Origin of the sequence: Pseudoxanthomonas suwonensis J47 (assembly GCF_000513955.1) — a bacterium.
In the GTDB taxonomy this organism is placed as follows: Bacteria; Pseudomonadota; Gammaproteobacteria; order Xanthomonadales; family Xanthomonadaceae; genus Pseudoxanthomonas; species Pseudoxanthomonas suwonensis_C.
The window spans coordinates 1-21,634 of record NZ_AZUZ01000026.1 but is presented as its reverse complement, the minus strand read 5'-3'; the positions used below and the strand labels follow the sequence as shown (position 1 = coordinate 21,634).

Here is a 21,634-nt window from a genome sequence, read left to right as displayed (position 1 = left end):
GCCGTCGCTCGGCAGATCAGTCGGCGCCATGGCTGCGCAGAAAGCCCTGCGCCACCCGCGCCGACTGCTCATGCGCGGCATACGTGCGATTTGCGTCGGCCTCGCTGTAGCCCTGTGCGATGGCGCGCTTATACATGGTGTAGTACTCGAAGGCTTGGCCGCACAAGGCGTACAGCTGCTGGTCCGGACCGCCGGTCAGGGCCTTCTGTCGGTAATTGCCCTCGGTAAACCCGGCGCAGGCGCCGGTAGCGAGGCTGGGCCGGGTCGGATAGCCCGTCTGCGTGCCAGCGCCCGCCAACGTGGAAGGCAACGACGTGCTACTGGCACCGAACAGGACATCGGCCGTGGAGCCCAGCGATGCCGCCGCCGCGCTGTCCGGGTTGAACACCTGGGCCCCCTTCAGCGCCCCGCCGAGCACCTGTTCGTTGCTGCCACCGCCGGCCGCCATCATTGAAGCGCCCACCGTCGCGCCGACCAGGGCGCGCATGAAGCCGCCGCCTTCTCCCTTACTCTGCTGCTCGAGTTGCCGTTCGCGCTGCACCTGCGCGAGCTGGGCCCGTGCCTGGTCCATTCGCTGGCGCGCAAGGCCCTTGGCGTTGGCAGCTGGGACCAGCTCGGCATGCCGGTGTTCCAGTTTGGTTGTGAACAGGCCGGTGTCGGTCGTCACGCGCACCCTGCGGCCGTCCTGGACGAGTACTTGCTCAGTGCCAAGCGTGCTGACGCGGCGGCGTCCCTTCCGGTCGAACTCCACGCTGTTGAAGACGAGCTGGCCGTTGCTGCCCAAGGTGAACTGGCTCTCCGGGTGCGCCCCGGAGGCCCAGGATTTCGGGAACGCCCTGTAGCGGCCGAGCGCACGGTCGAACCGGTAGAGCATCCGCAGGTTCATTCCATACTCGCCGACCGAGCCGGATTCGATCAGCAGGTCCTTGCCCGGACCGCAGGAGTGGTAGCTCGAATAGCTGGCGTGGCCACCATCGTGGGTCAACACATACGCCTTCCCGTCCAACGCGGCCACGACCGTTTGATAGCGTGCCGCCGCCGTTTCCCCGGAAGCGCTCCATGCCAGCGGGGCGACATCGACGTGTCGCAGGTGCGTGGTGGACGCGACGATCTTGCCGACCGTCTCCGCCGTCCCCGGCTCGAGCCCGCCCTTTGCGGCGGCCCGCTGCGCGTGGTCGCGGGCCAGCACCTGGTTGCCCAGGTGGCTGTACAGCTCGGCCAGGCTGGCGTGGGCCTTGCCCGTTTTCATCGCCACCGCCGCCTGCTCCCAGGCGTCGATCGCGTGACAGTAGTTGTCGGCCCCATACTCCACCACGCCGACCGCGAATAGCGCATCCTCGTCACCCTGGTCGGCCGCCTTGCGGAACCAGTACAGCGCGTGGCTGCGGTCCTGCGCCACCCCGGTGCCGTTCCAGTACTTCACGGCCAGGTTGTACTGGCCTTTCGCGTTACCCATCTCGGCAAGCTTGCGGTACCAGAAGACCGACTGGTCGAGGTCCACGCCGACGCCCTCACCCTTTCCGTAGATCCAGGCGAGCCTGCCGATCGAACTTTCGTCGTCCTGGGCCGCGGCCTTGCGGTACCACGCAATCGCCTGTGCCGGATCCTTGGCCACCCCCTCGCCCAGCTCGTAGGCAAGGCCGACCGCGTACTGGGCGAAGCGGTCACCCTTGTCGGCAGCCTTGCGGTTCCAACGGAGGGCCGCAACCGGGTCCTTTTCCACGCCCGTGCCTTCCCACAGCATTGCGGCAAACAGGCGCTGGGCGAACGAACTGCCCTTCTCAGCCCCCTTCCGGTACCAGGCAGCCGCCTGCTCCACGTCCGTGCTGGCGCCAGCCAAGGCGTAGCGATGCATGCTTCCCAGCCATGCCATCGCGGTAGCGTTGCCCTGCCCGGCAAGGGCCAGCAGGCGCGCCGGCACGTCGTCGGCCACCGCCTGGTCGCGCCAGCGCGTGGCCTCGGCTTCGCTGACCGGACCGTAGCTGTCGTTCTGCCAGGTCCGTTGCGTCATCATCGCGGCGAATCCGTTGCCGGCAAGCGCCAGCTCCTGCACGGCGGTGCGGTCCTTCGGAAAGCCGTCCAGAAAGGCGCGATGTGCGGCGGCGAGCGCGTTGACGTCGTTCGGCGCGGCGTGCGCCGCTGATTGCAGGCACGCCAGCAGCACCAGAACGATGCCCACGAGGCGGATCGCTTCCGTCATCGCGAGGCCAAGAACGGTCCCTCCCGCTGATTGCTCCCGACGCGACCGGCGCGCGGCCGCCAAACGCTCCTGGTTGTGCATGCCGTCCCCTGTGGAATGTCCCCACCACAGTTGAAGGCAGGAAGCGCGGGCAAAGACACTCCCAGGCCGGACTTGACAGGACCGAAGGCGGCGTGCCGATACCGCAAGACCCTGCGACGGGCATGGATGACCGGGCCGTGCGGCAGTCCACGACCCAGGTCCGGCGGCGACCGGGCCGTCAGGCCGGCTGGTCGGGGATCAGCATGCTCTCCAGCCGCGCGATGCAATCCTTGAGCTGCAGCTTGCGCTTCTTCAGCCGCTTCACCAGCAGGTCGTCGGCGGCGTTGGCCGCGCAGCGCTCGATCTCCGCGTCCAGTTCGCGGTGCTCACGGCGCAGTTCGGCCAGTCGTTGGGCGAGTCCTGACAGGGAGGTGGTTTCCACCCGCCAAGCATACCGCGCAAGCCGTGACCGGGGTCATGGCGGCGCGGGCAGGCGGGCGGCTAGAGTCGGCAGGCGGGCAGCGGCCCGCGACGACTCTTTACCCGGGGAAAACCATGAAGCCTGCTGCCAGGCGCCCGCTCGCGGCGCTGGTGCTCCTGTATGCCTGTTCCAATGCCCACGCCGCCGACACGGTGGGCTTCTACCAGACGCACCGTGACCGGCTGCAGGGCATGCCAACGCATGTGGTGCTGCTCGACGACGAGCTGCGTACCCAGCTGCCCTACGGCAACTCGGGCATCGACCCGGGATGGCGGCAGTCGCTGGTGCAGACCACCATCGACAACACCCTGGCGACAGTGCCGGGAATCTCGATGGGGCAGGCAATGGCCGCCGGCGCCGTCGGCGGGCTGCTGGGCGCGGCGCTCGCCGCCAAGGCGGCCGAGGTCGAGGCGGAAGCCAGGGTCGAGCCCGCCCACAACCTGCTGCGCGAAGCCGGTTGTCCCTTGCCGGTCGGCGACCAGTTGGCGCAGGCCGTGGGCGCGGGCCTGCTCGCCGGCATCGGCGGGCCGGCGTCGCAACCGAAGGTCGCGACGCTGGGCCCAAAGCAGGACGTCGACGACGTCGTCGACCGCAAGTCCGAACGGCGCGTCCTGACGGCCAGTTCCAGCATCACCCGGACTTCTCGACGGTGGTGACGTCGCTGAAGATCGACGTCTACTCCGCCGCCATCGAGGGGGCCGACCGGCGCTGGGAGACCCGGCCCGTGCGCACCGACCGGCTGGTCGTGGCATCGGACCAGGTGCGCATCGAACCCAAGACCCAGGACGACATCGACGCCCTGGTCAAGGCCGAGAACGAGCGGTTCGCCGCCGGCCCGACCCAGGACCTGATCGCGAAGGCCAACGCCGGCGACCGCGCCGCGCGCAAGAAGGCCCTCAAGGAACAGTGGCGGCACGACTTCCGCCTGAAGGAGGCGCGCCAGACGAACTGGACCCCGGCCACCGCGGCACTGAAGCACGCCGGCATCTGGGTCGCCGACGACTGCAGCCTGCTCACCGGGGCCCTGCGCTCCAACAACGCGGAGCTGGAGCGGATGCTGGTCGCGCTGCATGACGGCAGCCTGCCCGGGCAGGAGCTGGCCGGGGACGAAGGCAAGATCGACATCATGCAGCCGCTGCCCGGCGAGCAGGACGGCGTGCGCATGGTCAATCCACTGCCCGGCAACACCTTCCTGTCCAGGCGGGGTGGCGACTACGCCTCGCTGGCCCACCTCTACACCTGGTACGAGCCCTGACCGGCGCCATTGCATCCACGCCGGGCACGGAGCCCGGCGTGGCCGGCCGGTGGCCGGGAGCCGCGCCGGTACAATAGCGGCCATGCCAGCCGTCCTTCCCCTGCCCGAACCTTCTTCCCGCCGCGCCGACCCGCGCGTGGCCCACCGCGAACAGAGCAAGCTGGCCAAGCGCCTGCGCCGCCAGGTCGGCCAGGCGATCGCCGACTTCGGCATGATCGAGGCCGGCGACAAGGTCATGGTCTGCCTGTCCGGGGGCAAGGACAGCTACACCATGCTCGACGTCCTGCTGCAGCTGCAGCGCAAGGCGCCGGTACCGTTCGAGCTGGTGGCGGTGAACCTGGACCAGAAGCAGCCGGGCTTCCCCGAGCACGTGCTGCCGGACTACCTGTCCTCGATCGGCGTGCCGTTCCACATCATCGAGCAGGACACCTACTCGGTGGTCAGCCGGGTGGTGCCGGAAGGCAAGACCATGTGCTCGCTGTGCTCGCGCATGCGCCGCGGCGCGCTGTACGCGTACGCGGCCGAGCACGGCTTCACCAAGATCGCGCTGGGCCATCACCGCGACGACATGGTCGCCACCTTCTTCCTCAACCTGTTCCACCACGCCAAGCTGTCGGGCATGCCGCCGAAGCTGCTGTCCGACGACGGCCGCCACGTGGTGATCCGGCCGCTGGCCTACGTGCGCGAGGCGGACATCGTCGAGTACGCGGCCGCGCGCCAGTTCCCGATCATCCCCTGCAACCTGTGCGGCAGCCAGGAGAACCTGCAGCGCAAGCAGGTCGGGCTGATGCTGCGGCAGTGGGAGCGCGAGTCGCCCGGCCGCATCGAGACGATCGCCCGGGCGCTGGGCGACATCCGCCCCTCGCAGCTGGCCGACCCGAAGCTGTTCGACTTCCTCGGCCTGGGCCACCGCGAAGGCGCCGCGCGCGCCGATGCCCACGCCTGGCTGGCCGGCACGCCGCACGAGGACGAGCCGCCCACATCCGCCTGAGCGCGCGTCGCGAACCCTGCGACCGCTTCCTGCCCTGATGCACGGCGCCGTCCGGCGCCTGCCCCGCTTCCGATCCTGGATCCCGAATGTTCTTCCGCAACCTGACCTTCTTCCGCTTTCCCACCGCCCACGATTTCTCCCAGCTCGACGAACTGCTCCCGGAAGCCGCGCTCAAGCCGGTCGGCCCGCTGGAACTGTCCTCCAGCGGCTTCATCTCCCCGTTCGGCCGCGGCGACGAGGCGCTGTCGCACCGCATCGGCAATTCCATCTGGCTGGCCGTGGGCAGCGAGAACAAGCTCCTGCCCGGCTCGGTGGTCAACGACCTGCTGGCGCAGAAGGTCGCCGAGATCGAGGAGAAGGAAGGCCGCAAGCTCGGCGGCAAGGCGCGCAAGCGGCTCAAGGACGACCTGCTGCACGAGCTGCTGCCGCGCGCCTTCGTGAAGAGCTCGCGCACCGACGCGCTGCTGGACCTGGAGCACGGCTTCCTCGCCGTCGACACCTCCTCGCGCAAGACCGCCGAAGCGGTCGCTTCGGAAATCCGCCGCGCGATGGGCAGCTTCCCGGCGATCCCGCCGAATGCGGAAGTGGCGCCGCGCAGCGTGCTGACCGGCTGGATCGCCGGCGAGCCGCTGCCGGAAGGCCTGTCGCTGGGCGAGGAATGCGAGCTGAAGGACGCGATGGATGGCGGCGCGGTGGTGAAGGCGCAGAACCAGGAGCTGATCAGCGACGAGATCGCCAAGCACCTGGAGTCTGGCAAGCAGGTGACCAGGCTGGCGCTGAACCTCGACGACCACGTCTCCTTCGTCCTCGGCGAGGACCTGGGCGTGCGCAAGCTGAAGTTCCTCGAGGGCGCGGTCGACCAGCTGGAAAGCACCGAGCGCGACGACCTGCGCCAGGAGCTGGACGCGCGCTTCGCGCTGCTCGCCGGCGAGGTGCGCCGCCTGTTCCTGGTGCTGGAGTCGGCGCTGAAGCTGAGCAGGGCCGAGAGCTGAATACGCAAGGCCGTTCGCCGGGAACGGTCTTGCTTGCTGCCACCGCGGGCGGGGACTAGGCTGGGCCACACCCTGCCAGGGAGGCACCCCGATGAAGACGCTGTCGCTGTCCGTCGTGCTCGCCGCCGCTTTCGCATCGCCCGCGCACGGCTCGGAACCACAGTCGCCCGCGGCCGACGGGTCGGTCCATGTCATCCCGGCGCTGTACTCGCCCCCGATCGTCACCCACTCCGGTCGCCAGTTCATCGCGCGCTGCGACGACGAGGCGTTCGCCCGGACGCGCTATCCGGAAGGCCTGGCCGAGCAGTGCGAGCGCCTGCTGGGCCTCTGGCATCGCGAAGCCGCCCTCCGCGAGCATCCGGTCGGCGCCTCGGCGCCACCGATCCCCGACCGGAATGCGCTGCGGTTCTCGCACATGTTCCCGAAGGTCGCCGCGCATCCGGCGCCGCAGCAGCCCTCCCGGAATCGTTAAGCCTGGCCGGCACGGCCAGTCCGCGCCAAAGCACGGCGCGAAGGCGCTTTGCGCCTAGAATCTGCGCATGCCGTCGCCGCTCTCCCGACTGTTCGCCCGCACGCCGCAACGCGTGCAGCGCGACACGCTGGAACTCGAGCTCGACGACGGCCGCCGCATCGAGGTGCAGCGCGTGCGCGATCCGCGCGCACGCCGGCTGCGCCTGAGCGTGGACGAACGCGGTGCGCGCCTGACCCTGCCGGTGCGCGCCAGCCTGGTGTCCGGCGACCGCTTCCTGCACGAACACCGCGACTGGCTGGCGATGCAGCTGGATCGCCACCTGCCGGAGGACGGCAGCGCGGTCGCCCTGGTGCCCTGCGAAACCGCCTTGCTACCGCTGCGTGGCGGCGAGGTCCCTGTGCACTGGAGCCAGGGCCGGTGCCTGCGCATCGCCCGCGATGAGGCCGGCATCCATGTCCAGCTCACCGCACGCACGACCGACGCCAGCCTGCGCCGTGCGCTGCGCGCGTTCTACGAGGCCGAGGCGCGCGCCGACGTCGGCCGCTGGTTGCCGCGTTACCTGGCCGGGCTGCCGCGCGCGCCGCGCCAGCTGCGCTTGAAGGTGATGTCCTCGCAATGGGGTTCGCTGGCCCCGGACGGCAGCCTCGCCCTGGACCTGGCGCTGGTCCTGGCCCGGCCTCCGGCCTTCGAGTACGTGCTGGTGCACGAGCTGTGCCACCTGCTGCAGGCCAACCACTCGCCGGCGTTCTGGGCCGAGGTCGAGGCCCGCTTCCCGGACTGGCGCGACGAGCGCGCCTACTTCCACCGCGAAGGCCGCCGCCTCAAGGCGACCCTGCGGACCCTGCTGGTCGGCTGATCCGCCCGGCCGCGCGCGGCGCGCTAGGATGGCCCGGTCCATACCGGGAGCCCCTGATGACGCCGTCGTCTCGCACCGTGCTGTCCGCCGCGCTTGCCACCCTCCTGCTGTGCGCCTGCAAGGGCGCGCCCGAGGAACCCGCCGCCCCGGATGCCCCTGCGGCCCCGGAAGCGCCGGCTACCACCGCCACGACGTCCGGCATCCATCCGTCCTGCCCGGCCGAACCCGGCACCGCGCCACGCGGCGACCTGGTCGCCACCCGCATCGCCGCCGCCGACGGCGATGGCAGCAAGGGCCTGTACGAAGGCCCGGTGTGGACCGGCGGCGCGCTGTACTTCTCCGACTTCACCTTCGACGAGGGCTTCCCCTCGAAGATCCGCCGGCTCACCGCCGACGGCCGCCTGGAGACGGCGATCGATCCCAGCGGCAGCAATGGCCTGGCCCTGGGCGACGACGGCGCGCTGCTCGCCGCCACCCACGACCGCAAGGAAATCTCCCGCTTCGACCTGGTCGACGGTTCGCGCATCCGCATCGTCGGCGAGTTCGAAGGCCAGCCGTTCAACTCGCCCAACGACCTGGTCGCCAGCGCCGACGGCACGATCTGGTTCACCGATCCGGATTTCCAGCGCGCGGCCGCGCCGGGCGGGCAGGAGCGTACCCGCGTCTACCGCGTCGGCACCGACGGCGTGGTCTCGGTGGTCGACGACACGCTGCGCAACCCCAACGGCATCGCCCTGTCGCCCGACGGCCGCACCCTGTACGCGGCCGGCGGCGAAGAGAATGGCGTACTGCGCGCGTATCCGCTGGTGGACGGCAGGCCAGATGGCAGCCATCGCGACCTGGTCAGCGACGCGGTGATCCCCGACGGCCTGGCCGTGGACTGCCTCGGCAACATCTACCTCACCGAGCACACGCGCCGGCGCGTGCGCGTGGTCTCGCCGCAGGGCGAGGCGCTGGCGACGATCGCGGTGGACGCCAACCTCACCAATGCCACCTTCGGCGGCGAGGACCGGCGCACGCTCTACCTCACCGGCGCCGGTTCGGTGTGGTCGATCGGGCTGGACGTGGCCGGCCTGCCGTACTGAGGACGCATCCGTCACGCACGCGCGGCATGCGCGGCGGATGCAGCCGGCGCCCAAAGAAAAAGCCCCGCCGAAGCGGGGCTTTTCCGTGTGCGACGCGTGGGACCCGATCAGAACTTGTAGTTGATCGAAGCCGCCAGGATGTCGCCACCGACGTCGTAACGGCCCTGCAGCGTGCTGCCGGTCGGCGACACCAGGTTCACCGCCGGGTCGTTGGTGAACAGGTGGGTATAGCCGAAGTTGTATTCGACCTTCTCCGACGGGGTCCAGCCGAGGCCGAACGACAGCCACTTGCGGGTCACGTCCGGGACGCGGATGTCGCGGTGCGCGTAGCTGGTCGGGGTCTCGTCGTAGGCCACGCCGGCACGCAGGGTCACCGTGTCGGACAGCTTGTACTCGGTACCGATCGAGCCGAAGGTGGTGTCGTTGTAGTTGAACTCCAGCACGGCATCCGGCTGGTTGGAGGCGAAGTCGACGGTCACCTGGTCGAACGACGGGCTCCACGCGGTGCGCGACAGGTCGGCCATCACCATCCAGCGGTCGTTGAGCGCATGGGTGATGCTGAAGTTGAACACCGCCGGCAGGGTCAGGGTGGCGCGACCGCTGGTGTCGACGTACTGGCCCGGGGCGACCAGGCCCAGCACGGCCGCGGCATTGGCCGGGACGTCGAAGTTGGCCTTGCCGCCGGTGATCTTGTGCTCGACCTTGGAGCGGTAGGTGAAGGCCAGGTTGGTGCCTTCGACCGGGGTCACGGTCGTGCCCACCACGAAGCCCCAGGCGTTGTTGTCGCCTTCGATGGTCATCGTGCCGTCGGCGTTGCCCGGGCGGAAGCCCAGCTGCGCGCCGCCCGGCTGGGCGTAGATCGCGGTACCGAAGTCGATCGCGCTGCTCAGCTCGATGGTCAGGTGCTCGACGAACACGCTGGCGCCGAAGGAGACGTACGGATTGACGTCGTACGAGAACGCGGCGCCCAAGTCGACCGCCTTCAGGTCGGTCTTGATGCCGTGGTAGCGACCGACCCAGTCGCTGTCGTATTCGGTCTTGAAGCCGAACGGGGCGGTCACCGACAGGCCGAAGTGCATGTTGTCCTCGGCGCCGAACGGCACGTGGAAGTACGCCGCCGGGACCGGGGCGATCATGCCGGCATCGCCGCCGTTGCCGCCGGTGACCGGGGTGCCGGTGCCGGGGCCGGTCGGGCCGACGTGGCGGGCGCCGAACTTCTCGAACTCGGCCGAGAAGCTGATCGCGCTCAGGTCGGCCTGCAGCTGGCGGCCGTCGAGCAGGCGCATCGAGGCGGGGTTGGTGGCCACGACCGAGGCGTCGCCGGGGGCGCTGGTGGAGCCGGCGAACGCGCGGCCCAGGCCCTTGGCGCTGTTCTCCTTCAGCTGGAAGGCGGCGGCGTGGGCGTGGCCGCATGCCAGCGCACCGGCGATGCCGAGGGCCAGCACGGAAAAGCGGGTGAAGCTGTGGGCGTAATGCATGTTGCGCTCTCTCTCCGGGTACGTGTTTGTTGTTGTCACCAGCGTCGGCGGATCGCCCTTCCGGACCCCCATCATCGGAGCCCTTCCCCCCGACATACGACGCCGTACTGGAATATAACCATGCTTTTAACTTGGAAATAACGCTGCAGTGCAGTAAAAGTTGCCGCACTGCAGCGGACAAGCTTGCCGCTGATCGGCGATATTGACGGCATGTTTGTATCGCTGCCGTCACGACGCAAACCCTCGCCGCGCTGGGCCACCCCCCTGCTGTTCGCCGCCCTGTGGCTGGCCTTCCTGTGGTCGCTGGGCCGCCCGGACGAGGCCCGGCACGCCCTCTGGCTGGCCTGGGGAGCCCTGGGACGGGGCCTCGGCGGCGGGGTCGCCTGGCTGGCGGCGCTGCAGGACGGCAGCGTCTCGCGCCTGTTCACCGCCCTGTTCCTGCACGCCGACTGGGCCCACCTGCTGGGCAACCTGGTGTTCCTGCTGATCTTCGGCCTGCCGGCCGAGCGGACCATGGGGGCCTGGCGCTTCCTGCTGCTGTTCCTGCTTGGCGGGGCGGTGGCCAACCTGGCCGCGGTCATGGCCATCGGCAACCCGGACCAGGTGGTGATCGGCGCCAGTGGCGCGGTTTCGGCGGTGATCGGCGCCTATCTGGCGCTGTTCCCGTCGGCCCGGCTGGGGGTGGTGCTGCCGCTGGGGCTGTTCCTGGAGTTCGTGCGCGCGCCGGCGTTCCTGCTGATCGGGATCTGGGCGGCCCTGCAGGTGCTGTTCGCCTACATCGGCCCGGCCTTCGGCGCGGTGGCCTGGGCGGCCCACGTGGCCGGCTTCCTGTTCGGGGTGGTGTTCGCCCTGGCGGTGCGCGCGGGCATCGCCCGGCGCCTGCGGCGGCAGCGCGGCTACTGAGGCCGGCCCTTGGATTCGGGGCGGCCGCGCCCCATCTTTGCGTCCCCTCCGGAGATCATCGCGCCCATGGCCAAGCCGCTGTACAAGGTGACCTTCCTCAACCACGGCAAGGTGTACGAGCTCTACGCCCGGCACGTGGCCGGCAGTTCGCTGTGGGGGTTCACCGAGGTCGGCGAGCTGGTGTTCGACGTGCACGAAGGCCTGGTGGTCGACCCCACCGAGGAGCGGCTGCGCGACGAGTTCGGCAACACGAAGATGCTGCACCTGCCGATGCAGAGCATCGTCCGGGTCGAGGAAGTGGAGCGGAAAGGCCAGTCGGCGATCCGCGACGCGGCCACCGGCGAGAAGGTGGTCACCCCGTTCCCGCTGCCGGCCAAGCCGCCGCGCTGAGGCCGGTCGCTCACCGCGACGGCGTTCATCACCGCCCGACCAGCGAATCCCTCCCCGCCCCGCGTCACGACCGCGGCGCCGGCTGTCCCCGGCTCAGTGCGCCTGCGCGCCCGCCTTCGACGCCGCCACCGGCGCGCCCCTGGCGAGCTTCTTCAGTTCCGCCAGCGCGGCGGTGATCGGCTGGTCGCCGGGCAGCGGCAGGCCGGGCCGGTAGTCGGCCGCGTCCTCGTCGTCGCCGCGCAGGTGGCCCGGCAGCCGGGCCTCGCTGATGCTGGCGATGCTCGCCGGCATGTCGGGCGCCTGCACCAGCGCCGGATCCGGCGACAGCTCGGTGTCCGGGACGATGCCGCTGGCCTGGATCGAGCGGCCGCTGGGCGTGTAATAGCGCGCGGTGGTCAGCTTCACCGAATCGCCGTTGTCCAGCGGCAGCAGGGTCTGCACCGAGCCCTTGCCGAAGGTGCGGCTGCCGACGATGCGCGCGCGTTCGTTGTCGCGCAGGGCGCCGGCCAGCACTTCGGCCGCGCTCGCCGAGCCCGCGTCGACCAGCACCACTACCGGCGCGCCCTTGAGGCGGTCGCCCGGGGTGGCGTCGAAGCGGGTGTCGCTGATCGGGATGCGGCCGCGCGTACTGACGATGCCGCCGCGGTCGAGCAGGTCGTCGGCCACCTGTACCGCGGCGGTCAGCAGTCCGCCCGGGTTGCTGCGCAGGTCCAGCACCAGGCCGCGCAGGTTGCCGCCGGCCTTGGCCTGCAGCTGGTCGACGTGCTTCTGGAAATCGGCGCCGGTGTCGGCCTGGAAGGTGCTGATGCGGACGTAGCCGTAGCCCGGTTCGAGCATGCGGCTGCGCACGCTGGTGACCTTGATGGTCTCGCGCTGCAGGGTCACGTCGAACGGCTTGTCGCGGCCTTCGCGCACCAGGGTGATGGTGACCTTGCTGCCGGGCGCGCCGCGCAGCGGTTCCATGCCCTCGACTTCGGCGATCGGCTTGCCGTCGATGGCGATGATGGTGTCGCCGGCGAGGATGCCGGCGCGCGCGGCCGGGGTGTCGTCGATCGGGGCGATCACCTTGAGGGTGTTGTCCTGCTGCTGCTGCAGTTCCACGCCGATGCCGTCGTAGGCGCCGCTGGTCTGCTCGTCGAAGGATTCGGCGGCGGCCTTGTCGAGGTAGGCGCTGTGCGGATCCAGGTCCATCAGCAGGCCGCGGATCGCCGACTGCATCAACTCGCGGTCCTCGACCGGGTCGACGTAGGCTTCCTTGACCGCGTTGTAGACCGCCACGTAGCGGCGGATCTCCGCCAGCGGCACGCGCGAGCTGGCCGCGGCGGCGGATTCGTTGGCATCGGGATCGTCGCTGGCCGGGACCGGGGCCTCGGCCGGAGCCGTGGCGGGCGGCTCGCCCGCCGGCGCTTCACCGGAGGCGGCGTCCCCAGGCGCGTCGTCGCCCGGCGCGGCCTCGTCCGCCGGCGCCCGCGCCGGGTCTTCCACCGACACCGGAGGCTGTCCAGGCGCCGGCTGCTGGGCGAGGACGGACGCGGCCGGCAGCAGGGCCAGCGCCAGGGCCGGCGACAGCAGGAGCGGAAGACGACGCATGCAGGACTCCGGTAGCGCTCGAGGCGCGTTCGTCCCGATTATGCGTCAAGGCCGGCCGAATGCCGCTTGAACCCGGCCGGCCCCGCGCGGCGCCTGCTTCAGCGCCGCTGCAGCCAGGTCGAGGGGTCCACCGGCTGGCCGTTGCGGCGCAGCTCGAAGTACAACGCCGGGCGGCCGTGGCCGCCGGAATTGCCGACCTTCGCCACCGCCTCGCCGCGGCGCACACGCGCGCCGGCGTCGCGCAGCAGGCTTTCGTTGTGCGCGTACAGGCTCATGTAGCCGTTGCCGTGGTCGATGATCAGGATCAGGCCGTAGCCGGTCATCCACTCGGAAAACACCACCGTGCCGTCGGCCACGGCGGTGACCGGGCTGCCGAGCGCGGCGCCGATCAGCACGCCGTTGCTGGTACGTCCATCCGGAAGGCGGCCGCCGTAACGCGCCAGCAGTTCGCCGGTGGCCGGCCAGCCGAGACCGCCGACCTTCGGTGGCGGCGCGGCCGAGGCCACCTTCGGCGGGACCTTGCCTGGCGAGGTCGTCCCCGCCCTGGCCGCGTCGCGCTTTTCCTGCGCCTCGCGGGCGGCGGCGGCACGGCGCTCGGCAGCGGCGCGGGCAGCGGCCGCGCGCAGGTTGGCGAGCAGGGTCTCGAGCGATTTCACGTCCTGGCCCAGCGCCTTCTCGCGCGCCTCGCGGTCGCCGTAACGCTGCTCCAGCTCGCCCACCAGCGAGGCGCGCGCGCCGCGGTCGCGGCGGATCGCGGCCAGCTCTTCCTGCTGGCGCGCCTGCAGCGCTTCCAGTTCCTGCGTGCGCGCGGCGATTTCCGCCTCGTTGGCCGCCAGCGCTTCCAGCGCGGCGGTCAGTTCGCGGACCTCGGTGGTCTGGCTGCGCTGCGCGTAGCGGTAGTACGCCATCGCCCGCTGCGCATCGGTGATCCGGTCCTGGGCCAGTAGCAGCTTCAGCGGCGCCTGCGCGCCCTGGGTGTAGGCGCTGCGCAGCAGGGTGGCCAGGCGCTCGCGGCGCTTGCCCAGGTCGGCCTGCAGGGTCCGGCGTTGCTGTTCCAGGCCTGCCAGGGCTTCACGCTGGCTGCGCAGTTCAGCCTCGGTCTCGGCCAGGGCGCGGCTGGAGCGGCCCAGCCGCTCCTCGGCCTCGCGCAGTTTGCGCGCGGCCTCGCCCCGCTGGCTTTCCAGCTTGCGGCGTTCGCGGGCGATCTGTTCCAGCTCGGCGCGGGCCTTGCGCAGCTGCTGCTCGGTGGCCTTCTGCGACTGCGCCGGGGCATCGGCCGGCAGTGCCAGGCCCAGCCCGGCGGCCAGCCCCAGGGCCAGCGCCGCCCGCGCCCGGAATCCGCCAGGAACGGCAGGCCAGCGCGGCTGGTGCTCACGGCATGGGGGCACGCCCGGTCATCCCAATGACTTCAGACAGTGGCGGATTGTAGCCAACGGTGATCGTATGCTGTCTGGTCCCGGAAACAGGCGCCCGCCATGATCGAACGTACCTTCACCCGCCTTGCCCTGGCGCTGGCCCTGGCCTGCCCGCTGGCGGCGACCGCGGCGGACGACATCAGCAAGGTCAACGGCAGCATCGAAACCACCGCCGGCAACACCTACGGCGACCTGGAAACGGTGAACGGTGCCGTGCGCATCGCCGGGAACACCCGCGCCGACGACGCCTCCACCGTCAACGGCAGCATCACGGTCGGCGACGGCGCCATCGTCCGCAGCCTGGAAACCGTCAACGGCGGGATCCGCGTCGGCCGCAACGTGCAGGTCGCCAAGGGCATCGAAACCGTGAACGGCAGCGTGTTCGTCGACCAGGGCAGCGTCATCGGCGGCGGCATCGAGACCGTGAACGGCGGCATCGGCCTGGTCCGCACCCAGCTCAGCGGCGGCATCGAGACGGTGAACGGCGACGTCACCGTGGGCATCGGCTCGCACGTGCGCGGTGGCATCGTGATCGAGCGCCCGCAGGGCTGGTTCAACACCACCCGGCGCAAGCCGCGCGTGGTGATCGGCCCCGACGCGGTGGTCGAGGGCAAGCTGGAGTTCGGCCGCGAGGTCACCCTGTACGTGCACCGCACCGCCCGCATCGGCGAGGTGAACGGCGCCGAGCCCATCCAGTTCGAAACCGATACCGCGCCCAAGGACTGAGCGGCGGGGCTTGGCTAGAATCGGGACGTCCGCCGTCAACTACGGAGTCCCGATGTCCCGCAAGATCCTGATCGGCCTTGCAGCCGGCGCAATCGCGCTGTCCGGCTGCAAGAAGGAAGCCGACGCGCCCGCCGCCGCGGCCGCGTCCGAAGCGGCCAGCACCTCGCTGCCGGCCAGCAACCACGAGTTCCAGCCCGCGATCGACGCCGGTGATTTCGCCGAGCTGGTCGGCAGGCTCGCCTCGGACGAGTTCGAGGGCCGCGGCCCCGGCTCGGTCGGCGAGGACCGCACGGTCGAATACCTGCGCGCGCAGATGCAGCGGATCGGCCTGCAGCCGGGCAACGGCGACAGCTTCTTCCAGGAAGTGCCGATGGTGGAAACCACGGCCGATCCCAACACGAAGCTGGTCCTGACCATCGGCGGCGAGCCGGTGGAACTGGGCTTCGGCACCGACATGGTGGTCGGCACCCGCACCGGCGAATCGCTGGTCAGCGTCAAGGACAGTCCGGTCGTGTTCGTCGGTTACGGCGTGAAGGCGCCGGAGCGCGGCTGGGACGACTACGGCGACGAGGACTGGACCGGCAAGACCGTGGTCATGTTCGTCAACGATCCGGGCTTCCACGTCGACGACCCGAAGCTGTTCGACGGCAAGAAGATGACCTACTACGGCCGCTGGACCTACAAGTTCGAGGAGGCCGCGCGCCGCGGCGCCAAGGCCGCGCTGATCGTGCACGACGACGCCGGCGCCAGCTACGGCTGGGACGTGGTGAAGAACTCCTGGTCCGGCGCGCAGTACGACCTGCCGGCCAGCGACGATCCGGAGCCGCGCATCCCCGTGCAGGGCTGGCTGACCGCCGATGCCGCGCGCAAGCTGTTCGCCGGCGCGGGCATCTCGCTCGAGGACGCCTACAAGCAGGCCAACAAGCCGGGCTTCAAGCCGGTGCCGCTCAACGCCACGCTTTCGGTCGACCTGGCCAGCAGCACCGCGCGCAAGACCTCGCGCAACGTGATCGGCGTGCTGCCGGGCGCCGGCCGCGCCGACGAAGCGGTGCTGTACATGGCCCATTGGGACCACCTGGGCAAGCACGAGGGCGAAGGCGACCAGATCTACAACGGCGCGGTCGACAACGCGACCGGCGTGGCCGGCATCCTCGAGATCGCCGAGGCCTTCGCCAAACAGGAACCGAAGCCGGAGCGTTCGGTGGTGTTCGTGGCGGTGACGCTGGAGGAATCGGGCCTGCTCGGTTCCAAGTACTACGTCGCCCACCCGACCTTCCCGCTGGACAAGATCGCCGGCGTGATCAACCTCGACGCGATGAGCGTCGCCGGTCGCTCGAAGGACCTTGTGGTCACCGGCCTGGGCAGCTCCGAGCTGGACGACATGCTGAAGGTCCACGCCGACCAGCAGGGCCGCGTGCTGAAGGAGGAAGGCAATACCGCCGCCGGCTACTACTTCCGCAGCGACCACTTCAACTTCGCCAAGGCCGGCGTTCCGGCGCTGTACGCCAGTGGCGGCAGCGACCTCGTCGAAGGCGGCACCGCCGCCGGCAAGGCGGCCAGCGCCGAGTACGCCAAGCGCTACCACCAGCCCAGCGACGAGATCCACGAGGGCTGGCGCTATGACGGCATCGTCGAGGACCTCACCGCGCTGTACGGCGTGGGCCGCGACCTGGCCGCCGGCGACCGCTGGCCGAACTGGCGCGAAGGCAATGCGTTCAAGGCGGCCCGCGACAGGATGATGGCGGACAAGGCGCCGGCTGCGGCCACGCCGTAACCATCCCCGGGCTTTAGAAAAGGAAAGGGCCGGTCGCCGCGAGGCGCCGGCCCTTTTTCCTGGGCGGTTGCTGGCAGCGCAGCGACCTCAGTGCGCGTGCGCCGGGACGTCCTTCTTCGCGCCGCCGTCGAGGGAGGCCGCGACCCGTTCGGTCTCGCGCAGCACCCGCAGCACGTTGCCGCCCCAGATGCCGGCGATCTGCTGTTCGCTGTAGCCGGCATCGAGCAGGGCCTGGGTGATCCGCGGCAGGTCGGTGATGTCCTCCATGCCGTCGACGCCACCGCCGCCGTCCCAGTCGGCACCGATGCCGACGTGCTCCGGACCGGCCACTTCGATGATGTGCAGCAGGTGCTTGAGGAAGTCGTCGAAGTCGGCGCGCACCGGCGGGTAGCGCGCGTCGATCGCGTCGCGCTCGGCCAGGAAGCGGGCGACGGTGGCCGCATCCATGTGCTCCTGGTCGCCGTACTTCTCCTCCAGCGCCTCCAGCGCCTTGCTGCGCTCCGGCGTGGTGCTGGTGTCCTTCAGGTATCCGCCGTAGGCGTTGACCTGGATGACGCCTCCCTTCGCCGCGAGCTTGCGCAGGCGTTCGTCGTCGATGTTGCGCGGATGTTCGTAGATCGCGTCGGCCCCGCTGTGCGAGAGCACGATCGGCGCGCGCGACAGCTCCAGCAGGTCGTCGAACACCAGGTCGCTGGCGTGCGAAGCGTCGAGCACGATGCCCAGGCGGTTGGCCTCGGCGACCAGCGCCTTGCCGGCCGGGCTCAGCCCGTTCCATTCCGGCGGAGTGTTGGCCGAGTCGCCGAATTCGTTGTTGCGCAGGTGGGTGATGCCCAGCATGCGCAGGCCGAGGCGGTAGTACGCGGTCAGCAGGCTCGGATCGGTGGCCAGCGGCGTGGCGTTCTCCATGCTGATGTAGACCACGCGCTTGCCGGCCGCGGCGATGCGTTGCGCGTCGTCGGCGGTCAGCGCCAGCTCGAACTGCTGCGGGTTCGCCGCGACCATCTCGCGGATCGCGGCCAGGCGGACCAGGCCGTGGTCGCGTGCGGCGAGGTTGGCTTCCGGCGAACGGTCGCCCTGGCCGGTGTAGATCGCCCAGAAGCCGCCATCCAGGCCGCCCTCGCGCATGCGCGGCAGGTCGACCTGCGAGAAGTCGCGCTCGGCGGTGTGGTCGTCGAGGACGTTCCAGCCGGGGCGCGGCAGGTTCGCCGGCGTATCCAGGTGGGTGTCCAGGACCAGCAGGCGCTCATGCAGCGCCTTGGCCTGTTCGCTCACTTCGGTGGCCAGACCCGGGACGGCACAGGCCAGCGCCACGCAGCAGGCCAGGACGCGTACGGCAGTTTTCATGCATTACCCCCATCGAACGGACCGTCGATTGTTGGACATTTTCCGGGGCGGGGATAGTGCGAAGGGCCTGGGTGCAGCTTCGTTGCGGGTTTTCCCCGAAGATCCGCGCCGTCCTGCAGTCTTGTTGCCGGCGCTAGTACAGCACGCGCTTCGCGTGTGGTTGCTCAGCTGCGGTTCGTCTGCGGTGATGCTGGCGGGCGGCAGACCGTGTTGAAGCCTGCGCACCTCGGCCTCTGCGTGCTGTTCCAGGCCGTTGCGCGTCTTTCTTTCGCGCAAAGAAAGAACCCCCAGCCATTGGCTGGGGGTTCCGGGTAAAGACCCTGGCGATGACCTACTCTCGCATGGGAAGCCCACACTACCATCGGCGCTGTTGCGTTTCACTTCCGAGTTCGGGATGGGATCGGGTGGTTCCACAACGCTAATTTCACCAGGGAGACGGTTGGAGCGTGCAGGTGGCCTGTGACAGGTACCGCACCGTCTCGCATAGGGACTTGTGATGTAGGGAGCGGCGGATGGCTATCGACGTTGTCGTCGAGTCCAAGGCCACTTGAGGTTATATGGTCAAGCCGCACGGATCATTAGTACTGGTTAGCTCAACGCATTACTGCGCTTACACACCCAGCCTATCAACCACCTGGTCTTGATGGTTCCTTCAGGGGACTTGTGTCCCGGGAGATCTCATCTTGAGGCGCGCTTCCCGCTTAGATGCTTTCAGCGGTTATCGCTTCCGAACATAGCTACCCGGCAATGCCACTGGCGTGACAACCGGAACACCAGAGGTTCGTCCACTCCGGTCCTCTCGTACTAGGAGCAGCCCCTCTCAAATCTCCAACGCCCATGGCAGATAGGGACCGAACTGTCTCACGACGTTCTGAACCCAGCTCGCGTACCACTTTAAATGGCGAACAGCCATACCCTTGGGACCGACTACAGCCCCAGGATGTGATGAGCCGACATCGAGGTGCCAAACACCGCCGTCGATATGAACTCTTGGGCGGTATCAGCCTGTTATCCCCGGAGTACCTTTTATCCGTTGAGCGATGGCCCTTCCATACAGAACCACCGGATCACTAAGTCCTACTTTCGTACCTGCTTGATCCGTCGATCTTGCAGTCAAGCACGCTTATGCCTTTGCACACAGTGCGCGATGTCCGACCGCGCTGAGCGTACCTTCGAGCTCCTCCGTTACTCTTTAGGAGGAGACCGCCCCAGTCAAACTACCCACCATACACGGTCCCCGACCCGGATTACGGGCCCAGGTTAGAACGTCAAGCACATCAGGGTGGTATTTCAAGGATGGCTCCATGCCAGCTGGCGCCGACACTTCATAGCCTCCCACCTATCCTACACAGACGAACTCAACGTTCAGTGTAAAGCTATAGTAAAGGTTCACGGGGTCTTTCCGTCTTGCCACGGGAACGCTGCATCTTCACAGCGATTTCAATTTCACTGAGTCTCGGGTGGAGACAGCGCCGCTGTCGTTACGCCATTCGTGCAGGTCGGAACTTACCCGACAAGGAATTTCGCTACCTTAGGACCGTTATAGTTACGGCCGCCGTTTACCGGGGCTTCGATCAAGAGCTTCGCCTTGCGGCTGACCCCATCAATTAACCTTCCGGCACCGGGCAGGCGTCACACCCTATACGTCCACTTTCGTGTTTGCAGAGTGCTGTGTTTTTGATAAACAGTCGCAGCGGCCTGGTTACTTCGGCCTCCCCCAGCTATGAACCAGAAGAGGCGCACCTTCTCCCGAAGTTACGGTGCTATTTTGCCTAGTTCCTTCACCCGAGTTCTCTCAAGCGCCTGAGAATTCTCATCCTACCCACCTGTGTCGGTTTTCGGTACGGTCTTCGTGAGCTGAAGCTTAGGAGCTTTTCCTGGAAGCGTGATATCAGCAGCCTCGCCCTATAGGGCTGGTCCTTAGTCTCAACGTTGCGCCCCCGGATTTGCCTAAGGGCACCGCCTCAACTCTCTCACCGGGACAACCAACGCCCGGCCTGCCTAACCTTCTCCGTCCCTCCATCGCACTCACGCGAGGTGCAGGAATATTAACCTGCTTCCCATCGACTACGGCTTTCGCCCTCGCCTTAGGGGCCGACTCACCCTGCGCCGATTAACGTTGCGCAAGGAAACCTTGGGCTTTCGGCGTGCGGGCTTTTCACCCGCATTATCGTTACTCATGTCAGCATTCGCACTTCCGATACCTCCAGCAGACCTCTCGATCCACCTTCGCAGGCTTACGGAACGCTCCTCTACCGCGCACACCGAAGTGTGCACCCCAAGCTTCGGTTTACCGCTTAGCCCCGTTAAATCTTCCGCGCAGACCGACTCGACCAGTGAGCTATTACGCTTTCTTTAAAGGGTGGCTGCTTCTAAGCCAACCTCCTGGCTGTCTGTGCCTTTCCACATCGTTTCCCACTTAGCGGTAATTTGGGACCTTAGCTGTGGGTCTGGGTTGTTTCCCTTTTCACGACGGACGTTAGCACCCGCCGTGTGTCTCCCATACAGTCCGTCTCGGTATTCGGAGTTTGCAATGGTTTGGTAAGTCGCGATGACCCCCTAGCCATAACAGTGCTCTACCCCCGAGAGGATACATATGAGGCGCTACCTAAATAGCTTTCGAGGAGAACCAGCTATCTCCGGGTTCGATTAGCTTTTCACTCCTAATCACACCTCATCCCCTACCTTTGCAACGGGAGTGGGTTCGGGCCTCCAGTGCGTGTTACCGCACCTTCACCCTGGGCATGACTAGATCACCCGGTTTCGGGTCTACAGCCCGCGACTATGCGCCCTATTCAGACTCGGTTTCCCTTCGCCTCCCCTATACGGTTAAGCTTGCCACGAACTGTAAGTCGCTGACCCATTATACAAAAGGTACGCAGTCACCCTTGCGGGCTCCTACTGCTTGTACGCACACGGTTTCAGGGTCTATTTCACTCCCCTCTCCGGGGTTCTTTTCGCCTTTCCCTCACGGTACTGGTTCACTATCGGTCGGTCAGGAGTATTTAGCCTTGGAGGATGGTCCCCCCATGTTCAGACAGGGTTTCACGTGCCCCGCCCTACTCGTCTTCACTGATGTGGCCCTTTCGAATACAGGGCTGTCACCTTCTATGGCCAACCTTTCCAGGTTGTTTTCCTAGAACCACGCCAGCTTAAGGGCTAGTCCCCGTTCGCTCGTCACTACTTAGGGAATCTCGGTTGATTTCTTTTCCTCCGGTTACTTAGATATTTCAGTTCACCGGGTTCGCCTCCAGCAGCTATGTATTCACTGCAGGATACTGCCGAAGCAGTGGGTTTCCCCATTCGGACATCGCGGGATCAATGCTTATTGCCAGCTCCCCCACGCTTTTCGCAGGCTGTCACGTCCTTCATCGCCTCTGACCGCCAAGGCATCCACCGTGTGCGCTTATTCGCTTGACCATATAACCCCAAGTCGCCTCGGGGTCGTCTGTGCCCAGGGGTACAAATCCCCAGGCGCGAATTGCAACGACTCAATTTTTAGGGATCTTGCGATCCCCGCCTTAGCCTCAACGACACGTCGAGATAGTCATCTCAAACGCTCGCTACATCACAAGTTATTAAAGAACACGCACCGGCCTCAACGCCGATCCGTATAAAAGTATGTGCGCTTACATCCAGAGTTGGTGGGTCTGGGAGGACT

At 68.0% G+C, this 21,634-nt stretch carries 17 protein-coding genes and 2 rRNA genes; 11 read left to right on the top strand and 8 right to left on the bottom strand.

The genetic code is table 11. The features are described from left to right. Positions 1-16 precede the first annotated feature (16 nt). Both M503_RS16845 and M503_RS0108420 read right to left on the bottom strand, forming a co-directional pair. Entirely contained in the window at positions 17-2,281 is a 2,265-nt protein-coding gene (locus tag M503_RS16845; protein WP_051414415.1) for a tetratricopeptide repeat protein, read from the bottom strand. Between the two features lie 178 nt (positions 2,282-2,459). Continuing rightward, positions 2,460-2,663, bottom strand: coding sequence for a YdcH family protein (locus M503_RS0108420; protein ID WP_028920206.1), 204 nt, complete (start codon positions 2,661-2,663; stop codon positions 2,460-2,462). Between the two features lie 113 nt (positions 2,664-2,776). Between M503_RS0108420 and M503_RS0108415 the strand changes: the two genes are divergently transcribed. The 7 genes from M503_RS0108415 (at position 2,777) to M503_RS0108385 (ending at position 8,353) form a co-directional block, all read left to right on the top strand. Further along, positions 2,777-3,358: a hypothetical protein gene (locus M503_RS0108415; RefSeq protein WP_028920205.1), complete on the top strand. Its 582-nt coding sequence runs from the start codon at positions 2,777-2,779 to the stop codon at positions 3,356-3,358. Continuing rightward, positions 3,355-3,957 carry a hypothetical protein gene (locus M503_RS0108410; protein WP_155952005.1) on the top strand — a complete coding sequence of 201 codons (603 nt, stop codon included), beginning with the start codon at positions 3,355-3,357 and terminating at the stop codon, positions 3,955-3,957. The genes M503_RS0108415 and M503_RS0108410 overlap by 4 nt, the downstream gene beginning before the upstream one ends. A gap of 82 nt (positions 3,958-4,039) precedes the next feature. Continuing rightward, positions 4,040-4,948 carry a tRNA 2-thiocytidine(32) synthetase TtcA gene (gene ttcA, locus M503_RS0108405; RefSeq protein WP_028920203.1) on the top strand — a complete coding sequence of 303 codons (909 nt, stop codon included), beginning with the start codon at positions 4,040-4,042 and terminating at the stop codon, positions 4,946-4,948. An 86-nt stretch (positions 4,949-5,034) separates the two neighbouring features. Next, complete coding sequence (locus M503_RS0108400; protein ID WP_028920202.1) at positions 5,035-5,940, top strand: recombination-associated protein RdgC; 906 nt, start codon at positions 5,035-5,037, stop codon at positions 5,938-5,940. Between the two features lie 91 nt (positions 5,941-6,031). Next, positions 6,032-6,412 (top strand): hypothetical protein, encoded by a 381-nt coding sequence (locus M503_RS0108395; protein ID WP_028920201.1) that lies wholly within the window; start codon positions 6,032-6,034, stop codon positions 6,410-6,412. Between the two features lie 67 nt (positions 6,413-6,479). Then, positions 6,480-7,268: a M48 family metallopeptidase gene (locus M503_RS0108390; protein WP_028920200.1), complete on the top strand. Its 789-nt coding sequence runs from the start codon at positions 6,480-6,482 to the stop codon at positions 7,266-7,268. A gap of 56 nt (positions 7,269-7,324) precedes the next feature. Then, on the top strand, positions 7,325-8,353 hold the full coding sequence (locus tag M503_RS0108385; RefSeq protein ID WP_028920199.1) for an SMP-30/gluconolactonase/LRE family protein: 1,029 nt from the start codon (positions 7,325-7,327) through the stop codon (positions 8,351-8,353). 107 nt (positions 8,354-8,460) lie between these two features. Here the strand turns inward: M503_RS0108385 and M503_RS0108380 are convergent, their stop codons facing one another. Further along, positions 8,461-9,831, bottom strand: a complete 1,371-nt coding sequence (locus M503_RS0108380) for an outer membrane protein transport protein (RefSeq protein WP_024869167.1) — start codon at positions 9,829-9,831, stop codon at positions 8,461-8,463. 210 nt (positions 9,832-10,041) lie between these two features. On the opposite strand from M503_RS0108380, the gene M503_RS0108375 reads away from it, so the two are divergent. Both M503_RS0108375 and M503_RS0108370 read left to right on the top strand, forming a co-directional pair. After that, positions 10,042-10,734: a rhomboid family intramembrane serine protease gene (locus tag M503_RS0108375; RefSeq protein ID WP_024869166.1), complete on the top strand. Its 693-nt coding sequence runs from the start codon at positions 10,042-10,044 to the stop codon at positions 10,732-10,734. Between the two features lie 66 nt (positions 10,735-10,800). Further along, complete coding sequence (locus M503_RS0108370; RefSeq protein WP_024869165.1) at positions 10,801-11,124, top strand: DUF1820 family protein; 324 nt, start codon at positions 10,801-10,803, stop codon at positions 11,122-11,124. Between the two features lie 93 nt (positions 11,125-11,217). Here M503_RS0108370 and M503_RS0108365 read toward each other — a convergent pair whose 3' ends face one another. Beyond that, entirely contained in the window at positions 11,218-12,714 is a 1,497-nt protein-coding gene (locus M503_RS0108365; protein ID WP_028920198.1) for a S41 family peptidase, read from the bottom strand. Positions 12,715-12,812: 98 nt separating this feature from the next. Next, on the bottom strand, positions 12,813-14,102 hold the full coding sequence (locus M503_RS0108360; RefSeq protein ID WP_155952004.1) for a peptidoglycan DD-metalloendopeptidase family protein: 1,290 nt from the start codon (positions 14,100-14,102) through the stop codon (positions 12,813-12,815). Between the two features lie 87 nt (positions 14,103-14,189). Between M503_RS0108360 and M503_RS0108355 the strand changes: the two genes are divergently transcribed. Continuing rightward, a complete protein-coding gene (locus M503_RS0108355) occupies positions 14,190-14,855 on the top strand; it encodes a hypothetical protein (RefSeq protein WP_037060933.1) in 666 nt (221 codons plus the stop codon). A gap of 52 nt (positions 14,856-14,907) precedes the next feature. Further along, positions 14,908-16,629: a M28 family metallopeptidase gene (locus M503_RS0108350; RefSeq protein WP_028920195.1), complete on the top strand. Its 1,722-nt coding sequence runs from the start codon at positions 14,908-14,910 to the stop codon at positions 16,627-16,629. Positions 16,630-16,716: 87 nt separating this feature from the next. Here M503_RS0108350 and M503_RS0108345 read toward each other — a convergent pair whose 3' ends face one another. From M503_RS0108345 to M503_RS0108335, 3 genes are all read right to left on the bottom strand, one after another. Then, entirely contained in the window at positions 16,717-17,973 is a 1,257-nt protein-coding gene (locus tag M503_RS0108345) for a dipeptidase (protein ID WP_028920194.1), read from the bottom strand. Between the two features lie 318 nt (positions 17,974-18,291). Continuing rightward, a 5S ribosomal RNA gene (gene rrf / locus M503_RS0108340) occupies positions 18,292-18,405 on the bottom strand. Positions 18,406-18,530: 125 nt separating this feature from the next. Beyond that, positions 18,531-21,393: ribosomal RNA gene (locus tag M503_RS0108335) — 23S ribosomal RNA — on the bottom strand. Positions 21,394-21,634: the final 241 nt, after the last annotated feature.